15 protein-coding genes are annotated in these 15,440 nt (G+C 40.8%); 6 read left to right on the plus strand and 9 right to left on the minus strand.

Translation table 11 applies throughout. The features are described from left to right. Positions 1-149: 149 nt before the first annotated feature. The gene (locus tag J4G36_RS11630; protein ID WP_210470535.1) at positions 150-1,100 is read right to left on the minus strand and encodes an L-threonine 3-dehydrogenase; all 951 of its coding nucleotides are present in this window, start codon (positions 1,098-1,100) and stop codon (positions 150-152) included. A 177-nt stretch (positions 1,101-1,277) separates the two neighbouring features. Here J4G36_RS11630 and J4G36_RS11635 point away from each other — a divergent pair, with 177 nt between their 5' ends. Further along, a complete protein-coding gene (locus tag J4G36_RS11635; RefSeq protein WP_210470536.1) occupies positions 1,278-1,940 on the plus strand; it encodes a hypothetical protein in 663 nt (220 codons plus the stop codon). A 147-nt stretch (positions 1,941-2,087) separates the two neighbouring features. Next, the gene (locus J4G36_RS11640; protein ID WP_210470537.1) at positions 2,088-2,339 is read left to right on the plus strand and encodes a hypothetical protein; all 252 of its coding nucleotides are present in this window, start codon (positions 2,088-2,090) and stop codon (positions 2,337-2,339) included. Between the two features lie 83 nt (positions 2,340-2,422). Here J4G36_RS11640 and J4G36_RS11645 read toward each other — a convergent pair whose 3' ends face one another. The 5 genes from J4G36_RS11645 to J4G36_RS11665 all read right to left on the minus strand — a co-directional run bounded on the left by J4G36_RS11645 (position 2,423) and on the right by J4G36_RS11665 (position 8,348). After that, on the minus strand, positions 2,423-3,610 hold the full coding sequence (locus J4G36_RS11645; RefSeq protein WP_210470538.1) for a glycine C-acetyltransferase: 1,188 nt from the start codon (positions 3,608-3,610) through the stop codon (positions 2,423-2,425). Positions 3,611-3,668: 58 nt separating this feature from the next. Then, positions 3,669-4,736 carry a hypothetical protein gene (locus tag J4G36_RS11650; RefSeq protein ID WP_210470539.1) on the minus strand — a complete coding sequence of 356 codons (1,068 nt, stop codon included), beginning with the start codon at positions 4,734-4,736 and terminating at the stop codon, positions 3,669-3,671. A gap of 250 nt (positions 4,737-4,986) precedes the next feature. After that, positions 4,987-5,619 carry a YczE/YyaS/YitT family protein gene (locus J4G36_RS11655; RefSeq protein ID WP_210470540.1) on the minus strand — a complete coding sequence of 211 codons (633 nt, stop codon included), beginning with the start codon at positions 5,617-5,619 and terminating at the stop codon, positions 4,987-4,989. A 28-nt stretch (positions 5,620-5,647) separates the two neighbouring features. Then, positions 5,648-6,142, minus strand: coding sequence for a Cys-tRNA(Pro) deacylase (gene ybaK, locus J4G36_RS11660; RefSeq protein ID WP_210470541.1), 495 nt, complete (start codon positions 6,140-6,142; stop codon positions 5,648-5,650). Between the two features lie 49 nt (positions 6,143-6,191). Then, a complete protein-coding gene (locus J4G36_RS11665; protein WP_210470542.1) occupies positions 6,192-8,348 on the minus strand; it encodes a DNA topoisomerase III in 2,157 nt (718 codons plus the stop codon). Between the two features lie 323 nt (positions 8,349-8,671). On the opposite strand from J4G36_RS11665, the gene J4G36_RS11670 reads away from it, so the two are divergent. Both J4G36_RS11670 and J4G36_RS11675 read left to right on the plus strand, forming a co-directional pair. Further along, a complete protein-coding gene (locus tag J4G36_RS11670) occupies positions 8,672-9,175 on the plus strand; it encodes an RNA polymerase sigma factor (RefSeq protein ID WP_210470543.1) in 504 nt (167 codons plus the stop codon). After that, a complete protein-coding gene (locus tag J4G36_RS11675; RefSeq protein WP_210470544.1) occupies positions 9,159-9,782 on the plus strand; it encodes a hypothetical protein in 624 nt (207 codons plus the stop codon). The genes J4G36_RS11670 and J4G36_RS11675 overlap by 17 nt, the downstream gene beginning before the upstream one ends. A 52-nt stretch (positions 9,783-9,834) precedes the next feature. On the opposite strand, the gene J4G36_RS11680 is transcribed toward J4G36_RS11675, so the two are convergent. Next, entirely contained in the window at positions 9,835-11,706 is a 1,872-nt protein-coding gene (locus J4G36_RS11680) for a cation:proton antiporter (protein WP_246880590.1), read from the minus strand. Positions 11,707-11,870: 164 nt separating this feature from the next. Between J4G36_RS11680 and J4G36_RS11685 the strand changes: the two genes are divergently transcribed. Continuing rightward, on the plus strand, positions 11,871-12,902 hold the full coding sequence (locus tag J4G36_RS11685; RefSeq protein WP_210470545.1) for a PseG/SpsG family protein: 1,032 nt from the start codon (positions 11,871-11,873) through the stop codon (positions 12,900-12,902). A 26-nt stretch (positions 12,903-12,928) separates the two neighbouring features. Beyond that, positions 12,929-13,117 (plus strand): SE1832 family protein, encoded by a 189-nt coding sequence (locus tag J4G36_RS11690; protein ID WP_210470546.1) that lies wholly within the window; start codon positions 12,929-12,931, stop codon positions 13,115-13,117. A 166-nt stretch (positions 13,118-13,283) separates the two neighbouring features. On the opposite strand, the gene J4G36_RS11695 is transcribed toward J4G36_RS11690, so the two are convergent. Both J4G36_RS11695 and J4G36_RS11700 read right to left on the minus strand, forming a co-directional pair. Then, positions 13,284-14,720 carry a phospholipase D family protein gene (locus tag J4G36_RS11695; RefSeq protein ID WP_210470547.1) on the minus strand — a complete coding sequence of 479 codons (1,437 nt, stop codon included), beginning with the start codon at positions 14,718-14,720 and terminating at the stop codon, positions 13,284-13,286. 107 nt (positions 14,721-14,827) lie between these two features. Further along, a complete protein-coding gene (locus J4G36_RS11700; RefSeq protein ID WP_210470814.1) occupies positions 14,828-15,373 on the minus strand; it encodes an RNA polymerase sigma factor in 546 nt (181 codons plus the stop codon). Between the last annotated feature and the right edge of the window lie 67 nt (positions 15,374-15,440).

The raw sequence follows: 15,440 nt of genomic DNA on the forward strand, positions 1-15,440 counted from the left end.
TACAACGAATCAAGAAGACAATGGAATCTAAAAAAGATGACTCCGATTGAATATCGAAGCCATCTTATAGCTGCCTAAAAAGCAGCCGGTCTTTTATTAAACTGTCCGAAATTTAGGGCGCAGTTCACTTTGCTCACGGTTTTTCAGTATTAGGTGTTTAGTTTTAATTTTAATTTGTCTAGCATGTCGATTGTCATTTCATCTAGGTTATACTGAGCTTTGAAGCCCCATTCTTTGATTGCGGCTGATGGGTCGATGGCGTCTGGCCAGCTGTCGGCGATTGCTTGGCGGATTGGATCGACTTCATACGCGATTTCGAAATCTGGAAGTTGTTTTTTTATGGATGCTGCGATTTCAGAGGGTTCAAAGCTCATCGCTGTGACATTAAATGCGTTACGGTGAACAAGTTTCGTTGGGTCTGCTTCTAGTAAATCGACAATTGCTTGAAGGGCGTCGGGCATGTACATCATGTCCATATAAGTTCCTTCGGCGATGTATGATGTATACTTTCCTTCTTCAAGTGCTTTATAATAAATATCGACCGCGTAATCGGTTGTTCCTCCGCCTGGTTTGGCAACGTTGGAAATTAACCCAGGGAATCTGACGCCTCGGGTATCCAGTCCGTATTTATTGAAATAATAATCACAGAGCAACTCCCCCGCTACTTTGTTTACACCGTACATTGTTGTTGGGCGTTGCAAGGTTTCTTGTGGAGTACCTTTTTTCGGTGTTGTCGGACCGAATGCGCCAATCGAGCTTGGTGTGAAGAACTGCAGATTTAATGCACGGGAGACTTCGAGCGCATTCATGAGCCCGCCCATATTTAAGTTCCATGCGAGCATCGGATTTTCTTCTGCTTTTGCAGATAAAAGAGCGGCCATATGCATCATGGTGTCAGCTCCGAAATCATTTGCGAGTTTGTGCATTTTCTTGGCGTCAGTAACGTCTAGGATTACAAATGGGCCTTCAACGGCTGCGTCTGAGTTTGGATGACGAATGTCTGTTGCTAATACATTATCCACACCGTATTCAGATCGAAGCTTCGTAATTAGCTCGGAACCTATTTGGCCTAGCGCTCCAGTGACAATTATTTTCTTCAAATTTATTACCCCTTTCGTTCGCGGTCATTTGTATTTTTGGAAAGGACACTGTAAATATTTACTTAGTAAAACATGCGCGTGATAACTTTTCTTCATTATAAAATGTTCATGCAGAAAAGACAACATTATTTACCTATTAGTTCTGGTATACTAAAAGAAAACTCGAGGTGTGGAGAATTGTCCAAAAAACCATCTATTTTTTCTAAAGTTTTTCGTTTTATTATTATTCTTACCGTAGTCGCCCTACTTTCATTCGTCTTAATTTCCTACGGCGTTCCAAAGTCGCTTATATTTGTGTTGATTATTATTTCTTACCTCATATTTACTGCGTTTTGGCCGGCGCATATGATTTATAAATCCAAATCGATTAAAGCAATTGGCCGTTATGTACGCAATAACCATAAACGACCTATTTTCGGTTATTCCTATGCACTGGCGAATGGGACTGACCAAGACGTCGAAGTTGCGTTGAAGAAAATCATGAATACATATCGTGAAGAAGATATGCATGATATTTACGGTGCGAATCTTGCCATTCTAAAGAATGATTCACAGGCATTATTGCAGCATGCTGAGGCAATCAAAAGCGATGACCATCGCTACTATTACAAAGCTTATGCTTATATTTTAAAAGGGAAATTCATGGATTCTATTGAATTTGCAGAAAAGGTTGAGACGCCGTGGATGATTCATTCACTAAAAGCGGCTGATGCGAAAAAGCGCGGGGATATGAATGCTTTCAAAATTGAAGCGAATAAATCAATTGAGAGCGCGCTGGGGATACAGCGATTTGTCCTGTTCCATACGATGAGACGCATGGGAAACGATGCGACGGCGTAAATTGAATAAGCGAGTTACGATCGAATTAGAGCATCGCATTTAGCGGTGCTTTGTTATTTTTTCAAAAAGGATTTCGTGATAATTCCGGTCTGATAACAATAGAATAAATTTAGATTCATTTTTAACAAACTGCAAAGGAGAATGGTGATGGGGAAGTTTTTGAAAAGTGTCTTCAATGATTCGGTAACCAATGTTAAAAATGAGATATTTATGGATGGTTACAATCAGGCTGCTACTATTTGTGTGGATTTGTTAACAAAAAATATTGATGAATTATTTAATCAAATCAACTCTAATTCTTTTCTATCCAAACAGGAACAATTCACACTATTGAAGCTGAAGGAACTAAAATCTGAAACAGAAAAAGAATTACAAGACTTCTTGGATGGTAATGCCTAAAGAGTTGGTGTATAGGCAAAGCAAAGAGTCCTAATTGATATGCAAATTAGGACTCTTTTTGGTATTTTATCTATTTGGTTCCATTAAATTATGTTTAGTTCTTTCCCTACTTTTTCATAAATAGCCAATGCCTCGTCTAGCATTTCTTTCGTATGAGCTGCGGTTGGCATGTTTCGAACGCGGCCTTTACCTCTTGCTACTGTTGGGAAGACAATGGATTTAGCGTAAACGCCTTCTTCCATTAAACGTTTTGAAAATTCTTGTGATAGTTTTTCTTCTCCAATAATACATGGCGTGATTGGCGTTTCGGATGCACCGATATCAAAGCCAAGCTTTTTAAGACCCGCTTTTAAATAGTCGCCGTTTTCCCATAGTTTATCGTGAAGTTCTGTCGAATCAATAATTTTTTGCAATGCGCCGATTGTCGCTGCAACATCTGCTGGTGTGACGGCTGTTGAGAATAGGAATGGGCGTGAGCGAACTTTCAACCAATCGATTAAGTTTTGTTTACCAGCGACATAACCGCCGACAACACCTACCGCCTTTGATAGCGTACCCATTTGCATGTCGATTTCTTTTTCAAGACCGAAATGTTTTACCGTTCCTTTTCCTTTGCCAGTTACGCCTGAACCATGCGCATCGTCAACGTAAGTGATGAGGTCGAATTCTTTCGCAATTTCCACGATTGCAGGAAGGTTCGCGATATTGCCGTCCATCGAGAATACGCCGTCCGTAATATACATGACTTTTTCATATAAACCAGATTCTGTTGCTTCCTTTGCTTTCGCACGAAGATCGTCCATGTCTTGGTGATTTACACGAATAATTTTTGCGCCGGACAAACGGCATCCGTCAATGATGGAAGCGTGGTTTAATTCGTCAGAAAGAATCGCGTCGTTTTTGTTCATGACTGCTGAAATGGCTGCCATATTACAGTTGAATCCTGATTGATAAGAAATTGCCGCTTCTGTTCCTTTAAATTCAGCTAGTTTCTTTTCAAGTTCGATGTGAATATCAAGTGTTCCGTTAATCGTACGAACAGCACCTGCACCCACCCCGTATTTATCGACTGCGTCTTTCGCAAGCTTTTTCAAATTTTCGTCTGTTGCAAGCCCAAGATAGTTATTTGAAGAAAGGTTGATTAACTCTTTCCCGCCAATTTTGATTGTTGCGCCATTTGGTCCTTCAACAGGATCGATTTCATTGTATAATCCCGCCTCGCGAAGTTCTTCCAAGTTTTCTGTTAAAAATGCATCTAATTTTTTAGACAAGGCACTCTTCCTTTCAGACTGTATATGCCTTCATAGTACCATACAGTCCGGCTACCTGTCAGTGCGGCGCTATGAGCTTTTCAGATTTCTCCTGAAAGATGATGTCTTTTATCGCAGAATCCATTGCGATTTTGACGCCTTTTTCTGCTTGCGCGAAGGCTTGCATATAGCCGGCTGCATCTAAGATTTTTTCTCGATAGACATTGCTGATTGGAATGATTTGTTCTTCGATTTCTTCATCTTCTTCACACATCGACACCAAATCAACGACTTCATCGCCTTTTAATTCGGGATCATATTCATGAGGCTGAGTCGCATCTAAAAAACAAATGGATAGCTCCGGAAATAAAACGAGGTCGATGCCAACAGGATCCAAGCCGCACCAACCATAAATGACGTCAAATCCTCTCGATTCAGCCTCTTTTCCGAGCGCTCTCATTAAAGTCGACTTTCCTGTTCCAGGGAGTCCTTTAATCAGCATTCGACGTTTTACCTGGCTTGTAATTGAAGGTATAAAATCGCAAGCGCCGCCGGAGGTTAAGGATCCGATGAGTCGATGTGAAATGGTCGATTGTTTGTTTAAACGGATCATCCCAAATAACTCTTCCTTCAATGATTTAATAAGATTTTCATGCTCGTGCCATTTCATGCGTTTAATATTCAACGCTTCCCAGTCGTCATGTATTATTTTCGCTTCGGCCAATGCACCTAATGATTTCTCCAATGCTGTTTCGGCTTCCGACAGGGTTTTGGCTATGAATCCATTATGTTCGCGCAGTTTTTGCTCGTCGTACATGTCATAAAAGCTAACGACTCGATGGCGCCCTCCGATATCTGAAGGTTCAAGTGCCACTGGATGCGATGCCTGGATGAAGAGCAGATTGGGTTCTTTGACGAAAACCGCGTCGATAATATCTGGTTGTGCCGGATTCATAAATTTGTCGATATCAAATCCACGTTTTACAAAGTGCATACCCGTGTTGTGTAAGAGTGTTGATAAAGAAGTTGTTGGCGGGCATTTTAAAAACACCGTTTCGTCTGCCGATGCGATGAGTTCATCGTATTTATGTGAGATTCCTAGACCTGTATAAGCTGTCCCCATGTACTTCGTTATTGAACCATACATGTCGCGCACTCCCTTTCCGATTTCATACAGTAAGCTTATGCAGGGACAACCTAAAAAAGCACGGCTTGATTTGTTCGGAATAAAAAATGCCTGGGAGACCGTTGATTTCCGTTGCGGGGGGGCGCTTTCCACTCCAATCAACTGCAGACTTCAATATACTGGAGAAGTTTATAAACTTATTGAAAAAAACTGGATTAAGAAAAAAGCACAGGAGAAGAATTATAAATAAATTCCACCTGTACTTTATTTTTTATAACAAAACCTTTACGTCTGTTTCACCGATAATCTTCAAGAGGAGTGCTCGACTTTGCGGTAGTGAATACTGGACGATTTGACCGATTACGATGGCGACAATCACTGTTCCGATACCGACTGGACCACCAAGTATCCAGCCCGCTAATGCGGCGAGAATTTCGATGATGGTGCGCGCTTTTTTAAGACTTGTTCCGAATTTGTCAACGATGACAAGCATTAAACTATCACGCGGTCCAGCGCCAATATTGGGTGACACATAAATGCCTGCACCGTAGCTCATTACGACAACACCGAGAAGAAAGATCACTGTTTGCGCGGTGAGTGTTTCAATTTCTGGAATCATCCAGTTGAACATATCGATAAACAAACCAATTAAGAGCATATTGAGCCATGTACCGATTTTAGGTAGCTCTTTGAGGATAATTGCTGTTATTGTCACGATTGTTAGACCTAAAAGGATACTCCAAGTACCAATCGTAAGTCCAAACTTTTTAAACAAACCGACATGCAGCACGTCCCATGGCCCGATTCCTAGACGATACCCTTTAATCGTCATTGTGACGCCAAGTGCCATAACTAACATACCAAATAGATAGAACGCCCATCTCCAAAATAATATCTTTCTCATTCAAGTCCTTCTTTCCCTGTTCAAACTGCTACTGAGTTTTCACAATATCTATATAGAGAGCTTCCGTTACTTCCCGTAGATCTTCCGGCGATAGTTTCATCTGCACGCCTGGTCGACCTGCGCTTACTATGATTTCGTCCAATTCCGACGCAGTTGCATCAATAAAAGTCGGATATTTCCTTTTCATGCCGACCGCCGAACAACCTCCACGGACATATCCGGTTTCTTTTGTTAAATCTTTTAATGGAAGCATTTCAAGTTTTTTTACACCCGCCGCTTTTGCCGCTTTTTTCAGATCAAGTTCAAGGGCGACTGGCAATAAAAATACGAAGAGTTCCTTTTGACTTGCCTTGGTCACAAGTGTTTTATACACGGCTTCAACTGCTTGCCCCGTTTTTTGCGCAACAGATACACCATCCACTTGACCATCACTCACATCGTATTCCATTAAATCGTAATGAATATTTTCACCGTCTAGAATTCGTACAGCATTTGTTTTTGCAGCTTTATTTGGTTTTGCCAAGAGTAGACACTCCTTATGTAAAAGGCCGCCAGTTTGCGGCAGCCTATTATCATTTATCGAATAACTTTTTCAATGCTTCCGCCATTGCGGTGTTTTCTGGTTCTTCTTGCTTCTTCATATACTTTTGGACATCTCGTTTATTTGCACGATTGCCCGATTCTTTACGACGTTTTTCAAATACAGATAGTTTTTCTCGGTGTCCGCAAGAACAAACAAAGATTTGGCCATCGCCTTCTCCTCGTAGTTCCAATCGTTTTTTACAAACAGGACATCTCGCGTTTGTCTGCCTTGAAATACTGCGACGATAACCACATTCACGGTCTTGACAAACATGCATTTTCCCACGTTTTCCGTTCACTTCGAGAAGAAGTTTTCCACAATCCGGACATGTTCTTCCTGTGACATTATCGTGCCTGAACTTTTTATCGTCCGTTTTAATTTCCGTGACGGCTTGCTTTGAAAAAGCAATCATGTCTTTCATGAAGTCCGCTTTTTTCATTTTCCCATTGGCGATTTTCGTCAAGCCTTGTTCCCACTCTGCTGTGAGTGCTGGAGACTTCAAATCTTCAGGTACTAATTCAAGAAGTTGGCGTCCTTTTGACGTCGTGAAAATATCATTTCCTTTTTTCTCTATGACGAATGACTTAAACAATCTTTCAATCACATCTGCGCGTGTCGCAACTGTTCCCAGTCCACCCGATTCACCAATTGTCTTGATTAAATCCTTCGATTCACCTTGCATGAATTGCGTCGGGTTTTCCATTGCTGCAAGAAGGGTTCCTTCATTGAAGCGTGCAGGCGGAGTTGTTTTTCCTTCTGTCATCGTCACCGCTCGAACTTTTACTTCTTCGCCTTTTTTGAATGAAGGCAGCGTTTCAACAGCATCATCGGCTGATGCGTATACTTTTTTCCAGCCTTCATCCGTAACCGTCCGCCCTCTTGCATTGAATGTTTCATTCCCAACGACTAGCTCAGCTGTTACTTGGTCATAGCGGAATGGGCCAAAGAAGACTGCTAGGAAACGATTAACGATTAATTCGTAAAGTCGTTGTTCACGATCTGATAACTTTTGATAAATCGGCGTTTCCTCTGTCGGTATAATCGCGTGGTGATCTGAAACTCTTTTATCGTCGATTACGCCTTTTTGCGGTTTAATCGTTCCTGAACGAAGAAGTGCATTCGTCGTTTTACGAAATGGACCAAAATCGACTGCTTTAATACGCTCTTTCAAAGTGCCTTCCATATCCGACGTTAAATGTTTTGAATCCGTACGTGGATACGTCACGGCTTTATGATGTTCATATAAATTTTGAAGTGTCGAAAGCGTTTCTTTTGCTGACCAAGACCAACGTTTATGTGCTTCTTTTTGAAGCTCTGTTAAATCAAATAAATGAGGTGCCGGCTGTGATTTCGGTGACGTCTTAACGTCTTTAATTTCCCCGGAATGAACGCCGTCTAGATCTCTGAGTCGTTTTTCAATGCTATCTTTATCGAATGAGCGCGTTTGACCGGCGTTGTCGCGCCATGTAAATGTTGCTTTTTCAGTAATTGCCTGCATACCGTAATAAGCTTTTGGTTTAAATTCGTTAATCTGTTTTTCACGTTCTGCAATCATGGCAAGCGTTGGCGTTTGAACACGCCCAGTTGAAAGTTGTGCATTATGTTTAACAGTTAGCGCTCGCGTCGCATTTATACCGACAACCCAATCTGCTTCCGCACGTGCAACTGCTGCTTCGTAAAGATTTTCATAAGCGCGGCCTGGTTTTAAATTATTGAATCCATCCTTAATGGCTTTGTCTGTCACGGATGAAATCCATAAACGCTTGACAGGCTTTCTACATTTTGTTTGTTCTAAAATCCAACGTGCAACAAGTTCTCCTTCACGCCCCGCATCCGTTGCGATAATGACATCTGACACGTCATTTCTACGCAACTGGCTTTTCACCGCATTGAATTGTCTCGTCGTTTGACGAATGGGTACGAGTTTGAAAGGGTCTGGAATAATCGGAAGATGTTCAAGTTTCCATTCCTTAAATTCATTGCCATACCCTTCTGGATCGGCATGTGTCACCAAATGGCCAAGCGCCCATGTGACAATATATTTTGTTCCTTCTAAAAATCCGTTTCCTTTTTTATTACAGCCAAGTACGCGCGCAATATCACGCGCGACAGAGGGCTTTTCAGCTAATACAAGTGATTTAGACATAGGTAAATCCCCTTTCTACATAGTTCTATTATAGAGGAGATTGGCGTTTGGTGCATGTCGGGCGAATGAACAGGATTTGGAAGAATTATTGCGCAGAGTAACTAGTTCAGAGGTCCTGAGTTGCAAGCAAATGATGTGTTGCTGCAAGCAAAAGCAGATTGAGTGCAACCAAACATGGTGAAAGTGCAAGCAAATTAGAACTAACAACAAATAAGGAAAAGATTTTTTAACTGATACAATCGATGTATGGGATTTGAATATTAGTATATTTCGTTACGGAATTTTATAGATTGCGTCTAAGTAAGTAGAGTGAGGTGAAAAGGATGTCGAGTGAAAAATGGTTTGATGACTATTTTGGTGCCGTTTATAGTTATATTTTATTGCTAGTCAAAGATCCGCATACTGCAGAGGATTTAACACAAGAGACATTTTTGAAAGTTGTTGCGAGTGAACAACAATTCAAAGGCCAATCATCCGTTAAAACATGGATTTTCCGGATTGCGTATACGACAACGATAAGTTATTTCAGAAAGAAAAACCCTTTAACGTATTTTATCGATTTAAATATGCTCAAAGACGATACCTCTCCGGAGAAAATTGCGCTTCTTAATTCGCAGCAAAAGCAATTTTATGAGGCACTTCGTGTATTAAAGCCTAGCTACCGGCAAGTGATTATATTGCGAAGGATACAAGGCTTTTCCACAATAGAAACGTCGTCCATTCTGAATTGGTCAGAAGGGAAAGTAAAAATGAGTCTGTCACGGGCACTCGCCGCATTTAAAAAGGAATTGGAGAAAGGAGGATTTACAAATGAATCACTTATCTGATGATGACATTACGAAAGGCTTGGAAACGCTTGGTCAATCATTTCACCCCTCTGTTACACAGAAAGAAAATTCACGCCGCCATATTTTCCAACCGAACCAGCGCCAACTAGGATTTAACATTCAATCCTGGCTTCCAACGATCGTTTCGATTGTTGTTTTATTCTTAGTCGGTATTGGTGTTTTCGTTTTAATCAACAATGAAAGTTATATAGGTACAGGTGAGTCTTCCGTAAACGGAGGTCTGATAACGGATGTCACGGCTTCTTGGGATGAAACCCTATTAAAACAAACGAGTACAACAAGCCCTACTAATTTTGAAATTTTATTCAGCAAAGGCTCACTTATCGTTTATGATCGATTCCAAAGTTTTGGTTTTGAGTACAACCCAGACCTAGGTGAAGAAGAGGCGTTGACGAAATATAAGATAAATGAATCGTCTTTAAAGGCGGGAGAGTTTACCAATTATCGTGTTAAAAAGAATGATAATATGTATACGATTGAGGTAACTGGCAAGCAGGGATTCACTTATACATTGAAAAAAGTGGCGCCTAGAAAATATGTAGGTGAAGAAGGTATTGAATATTCGACTGGAACTTATGTAGATTAAGCTTATTATGAAAAAAGCTGCCAACCCTCCTCAAAGGGTGACAGCTTCATCTTTATTTCGTAAATAATTCTTCAATTTTCTCAATCGGAATTTGCGATTCACCGTTTTCCACATCGAGTCTTTCTTTAACTTTCTCGATTGTTTTAGCAGGTGAGGTTAATGACATGATTGTATCCCCCGCTTGTGCTGACAATTCAACGTCTGGTGTGAAGAATTCTATCGAATTGTCTGCACGCAAGATGTAAAGCAGGATTGATTTGTCATCGCGTTCGCGTAAATATTGGGTATAGCTATATTGTTTTGTAATTAATGTTTTTCGGATGACATGACCTGTGTTGATTCGGTCTTCAAGATCGTATATAGAGATGGCCGGTGTAAAGAGCGTCGCTCCGCCTGAGACTGTCGATGACATATTTTCATGATTGAAATGAAATGCCGTTTGGTACAAGTGGTCACGACCGAAATCCGGTTCGAAGTCTTCGCAGACATGCGCATTGTACGTATCAATTTTCGACATCGCTAACATAAATCGATACGGCGTCAAATCCAGTTCATAATCAAGTTTTCTCGAGAGAATATCGCCGACGAAACTATTCAACCCTAACTTTCGGGCATGTGTTAACCCCGCCCATGTTCTGTCGATAATGATAACTTCATTGCCTGTTTCTATTACCGACTTCGCAAATTCAGCTGCAAATCGACTTCCCCCGACAATTAGAATTCCTGATTCTTCTGTCGTTGTTAAATTCAACTTTTTCGCGAGTGGTCCGATTGTAAATCCGTGAAGTACAACTGTAGAAAAAACAAGTGCGAACGTTAACGCAGTCAGTAGCTCCGCATCAGGATATCCCTGTTCTAATAATATAGTAGCAAAATAACCAGACACGGTTAGTGCCACGATACCGCGCGGTGCAATCCATCCGACAAGCAATTTTTCTCTCGCCGTCAAATCAGTGCCAATCGTTGATATCCAAATCGACAATGGACGAACGATAAATAACATCGCAAGAACATATAGGATGATATTCGAGTTAAAAATTTCGATGAGCACTGTTGGATTTAACGAAGCCGTCAACATGACAAATATTCCGGAAATCAAGAGCACTGAAATATTCTCTTTGAAGTGACGGATTTCCCGGATTGACGTTAAATGCATATTCGCCATCGTCATCCCCATTGCTGTTACTGCAAGAAGTCCGGTTTGCGGCATGATTTCATCCGAAAATACGAAAGTGAAAATTACGACCGCAAATAAAACAGGCGACTTTAAAAATTCCGGAACTCTTCCATGTTCAAAGGCAATCCCAAGAATCTGAGCCACGCCCCATCCCAAAATAACCGCAAAAATAGATGCTGCGAAGAATAATAGAAATGAGTTAAAGGTCACTTCCCCGTCTACGAATCGAATAAATTCGAAAGCAAAAACAGCTAGAAGTGCACCGAATGGATCAACAACTATCCCTTCCCATTTCAAAATCGCAGCGGGACGCGGTTTCAGTTTCGCTTGCCTTAGAAGCGGCAAAATTACCGTCGGGCCAGTAACGATGAATAAGCCCCCGATAATAAATGAAACGGATAACGACAATCCAGCTACATAATGTGCTGCTAGTGAACCAGCAATCCAGGCAATAAATGCACCGATTGTTATGATTCGCAGCACCGGTTTATTGAATCCTCTAATTTCTTTAAAATCGAGGTTTAAACTTCCTTCGAATAAAATGAGCGCTACCGCAAATGTGATGATTGGACCAAATAAATCTCCCATACTTTCCTGCGGGTTTATTAATCCGAAAATCGGACCGACTAGAAGCCCTGCCACTGACATGACAACAATTGCCGGCATTCGGAATCTCCACGCTACCCATTGCGACAATATGCCGATCAGAACGACGAGCATTAAGTCAAACAATAATGAATCAAACAACGGGTCCCCTCCTCATGTCCTGAATGAAATAACTAGTTTAACACAATATTAGTTCTGTACAACCCCAAAAATACATAAATTATTTTTTCTAACCATACGATAAAGAGATAATAAAAACGTTTGGATTAGGAAGGATGATTCCAATAGACAAACTACCGCAATTGATGATCGCTTTTTACATTCAGGACACGGAAGGAAAAGGGACATACCCTATTCGACGGGCAAAAGTCCTTGCAGAGGCATTACCCGATACAATTGAAATTATATTTATTCTTAAAAAAGGATCTCACCCTGCCCCTGAAGGATTTAAAACCATCTCACTTAAAAATAGTTCAGAGTTAGTTAGCATTCTTGAAAAGACCAGACCGAATCTGCTCGTTCGCGATAGCGGATCCACAACACAAGAAGAAGTTGATAAGATTCGTAAAATCGTTCCTTCAATCATCCATTTTGATGATTTCGGAGGCGGCGGTGAGTTGGCCGACATGGTTATTCAAACGCTTTACACGGAAAGCAATGATAAACCGCATGAGCATTACGTTGTCGGACCGGAAACTTTTATCGCAGATGAACAAGTGTCTTCATTTAAACATATTGGATTGGGGAAATCACCTACTCGCCCTCTCCCGCATCTCGTCATCACATTTGGCGATGAAGATTTAGGTAACTTGACGTACCGTGCACTTCGCCATATGTTGCAGTTACAGATTCCACTTAAGGTTACCGTGCTTTTAGGTGAAAACTATAAGCACGACAAAACCGAACTACGGATAATGGCGTTGGGAAGACGGAATACATTCATCAAAGAACAACCTGCCTCATTAGCTGAATTTTTATCTACGGCGGATGTAATTCTTTGTGCTTCAGGCTATTTGCCATATGAAATCGCAGTTATGGGCATTCCATGTATTGTGTTGGCGCAAAATGATTTTGAAACCGCATTGGATTTCCCAAAGGAAAAACATGGCTTTGTCCATCTTGGACCGGGAAGAAAAATTAAGCAATCGAGTCTACTAAATGCAATCATGGAGCCGCTACTTCACGATCCACTTAGGCGGAAAGCGATTGAGCGTCAAGTTGCGCTTAATCTAGGAGAAGGTAAAGAAATGGTCTGCGAGGCAATTCTTTACCTTCTCGAATATCCGAAGCGAAGCACCCTGAAAAAGACAGGAAAAAGTACCTCCGATATGATATAGTTGGGAAAAAGATAGGAGTTTTTCCCATGGATAAAAAACAAATCGAACGAGAAATCGCAGAGCTGAAAATGGAATATGTCAATTTACAAGGTGACATCGAAAAGCTAGAATCTGTCGGTCAAAATAGATTCGTAGCCAAATCCGAAGTCCGCCTGGGCGCAATGGAAGAGAAACTTGCGATGTTGAATAAAAAACTTGCTGAATTTGAATCATGATATGATGTAAAAGTCGCCTCCTGTAGGCGACTTTTTTTGATTACGATTGTTGTTTTAATTTTGCTTGCAGTTATTGCGGTTTGCTTGCACTTATATGATTTTGCTTGCAAGTCGGGACTTTCCACCTGCATCATTTAGGGTAATCAACAGAACTACTTAATCCTTCTTAGTATGTCGTTAACTTAAAAAGTTTCTGCAACCAAATAATACTTCGTTGTAAAAACGTAAAGTCGTCTTGATACGTTTCGAAGTCGACGGTGTATAGGGCATCTTCGTTTTTCCATAGTCTCGCAAAGTAAGTATCGATGTCTTGAACGAGTTCGCTGTCATTTGGTGCGATGACGCGAAGGTTTGATTCCAAGTTATAGTTATTTAATGCGCGTTCAGTTAAATTTGCGGCGCCGTTGAAAATGTATGTTTTATCAGCGGTTTGAATGACGACGAGCTTTGTATGATATTGACCGACTACTGTGTTGTACCAGCGAATATCAATATTTCCATCCGAGTCTTCCCGCATTCTTTGTGCAACGGGCCGATTTGGAAGACCCGTTTTTTCCCTGCCGAACGAGTTTTTGTTAGGGTCTAATATCATGTTCACCTCTACCCCACGATTTGCTGCATTTACAAGTGCTTCTACCAATTGTTCTTCGGCAATGAAAAACATTCCAAGTAAAATTCGATCGCCTTTTTGCGCTCTTGCGATATCGCCTAGCATGGCGTCGAGTATTTTCTTCTCTGTTATATATTGGGCTTGGTATTTCCCGTCCGTTTTTTCTTCGACTTTTACTCGCGGCAATGTGCCGCCATTCGTATAGTTCACCACTGCCTCTTCAGCTTCTAATATATCGTTTAAAACCGACCCTTTTACTTTCATCGCGACATTTCCGTGAAAACCACTCGCGTTATGGGGATTTGAAGAGGTTACGATGGCCTCTTTATCCGTGACAATAGCTTTTCTATGATTTGCTTTTATATTCAATAACGTCATATAGGATGCAAGTGTCATTTTCGGGGCTTCGCTTGCCATTGCGTTGGGAATCCACCCTTTCCCTTTCACGTCCATCCATCTGAAAATTGTTCGATAAAGTCCTGAATATACGGGTGTTGAATCACGAAGCTGATCTAAGTCTGTGTATACGACATCTATGCCGGCATCTTCCATTTGATCGAACCATTTAATTTCATAGGAACCATATCCTGTGTTAACCGGGTCTGTGATGAAGGTGATTGGCATTTTCGGATTCATTTCTTTTTTCTTTACTAAATTCGCAGTCAATGTCTCTACATTTTTCGGAAATTCAATGTCTTCGTCTGAATAATGATCGAAGAGGAAAAAGTCCAGAACGATGAATTGCTCGGCATCTTCAATTAATTGGTTCACTTCATCGAAGATATGTAGTTCATGTTGCATGTCGTCTCCATCTTCATTTTGCGCATATGTTAAATCTATAATCATCTGTACGTCGTCTGTATAATGTAATTTTCCTTCGTATATGAGACCAGGCGGTAAAGGCTTATATGTATGCCATAATATCGTTGCGATGTATATGGGAAATAATACGCCTATACTTCCAAGTATTATTTTCTTTTTCTTCGTTTGCACTTAAACATCTCCGCTCCAAAACTATAGTTAGTGGATATGTTCCCCTTGAAGTTCGTGCATAAACAAATCGCAAACAAAAAACACAGCCGTTGAATGGGCTGTGTTTGTTAGGCTATTACATATTCGTATGCTGCTTTGTCTTCTACCAATAATTCTTTCAAGTATTTTCTTGCACGAAATAGTCGAGATTTAACTGTTCCGATGGAAACTTTCATTTCTTCCGCAATTTCATTGAGTGAATACTGATAGACGTAGAAATATTCGAGTGTTGTTTTATAGATTTCATCTAATTTATCAATTTTCTGTCGTACGATTGACTGGATATCATTTTGTTCAACAATTTCACCAGGCGTTAATGTATTACTTGGAACCAAATCGAGGATTGGAACGTCAAGTGTAGGTGGTTGGTTCATCACATGTTCGCTATGCCTTACATTTTTTCGGTAGCGATCACGGAACGTATTCATACAGATGGTCGTAAGCCATCCTTTTAAATGATCAATCGTATCCAATCGATCACTGTAACGAATCACTTTAACCCAGACGTCCTGCATGACGTCTTCAGCTTCTTCTTTATTTCGCGTTAATTTTAAACATAGATGATAGATATACCGACCGTATTCTTCATACAAGTCATCAAGATTATTCTTCATCACTACTGTCGCCCCTGTCTTTTTGCTATTAACCTTATTATCAGCAATAAAGACAAATTGAACCATC

The sequence above is a fragment of the Sporosarcina sp. 6E9 genome, from assembly GCF_017921835.1.
Classification (GTDB): domain Bacteria; phylum Bacillota; class Bacilli; order Bacillales_A; family Planococcaceae; genus Sporosarcina.

Coding starts and splice junctions, on each gene's coding strand:
- J4G36_RS11655 (WP_210470540.1), bottom strand. CDS start 5,619: ATGAGAAAGATATTATTTTGGAGATGGGCGTTCTATCTATTTGGTATG.
- J4G36_RS11675 (WP_210470544.1), top strand. CDS start 9,159: ATGAATCACTTATCTGATGATGACATTACGAAAGGCTTGGAAACGCTT.
- J4G36_RS11690 (WP_210470546.1), top strand. CDS start 12,929: ATGGATAAAAAACAAATCGAACGAGAAATCGCAGAGCTGAAAATGGAA.
- J4G36_RS11700 (WP_210470814.1), bottom strand. CDS start 15,373: ATGAAGAATAATCTTGATGACTTGTATGAAGAATACGGTCGGTATATC.
- J4G36_RS11650 (WP_210470539.1), bottom strand. CDS start 4,736: ATGTATGGTTCAATAACGAAGTACATGGGGACAGCTTATACAGGTCTA.
- J4G36_RS11670 (WP_210470543.1), top strand. CDS start 8,672: ATGTCGAGTGAAAAATGGTTTGATGACTATTTTGGTGCCGTTTATAGT.
- J4G36_RS11665 (WP_210470542.1), bottom strand. CDS start 8,348: ATGTCTAAATCACTTGTATTAGCTGAAAAGCCCTCTGTCGCGCGTGAT.
- J4G36_RS11685 (WP_210470545.1), top strand. CDS start 11,871: ATGATCGCTTTTTACATTCAGGACACGGAAGGAAAAGGGACATACCCT.
- J4G36_RS11640 (WP_210470537.1), top strand. CDS start 2,088: ATGGGGAAGTTTTTGAAAAGTGTCTTCAATGATTCGGTAACCAATGTT.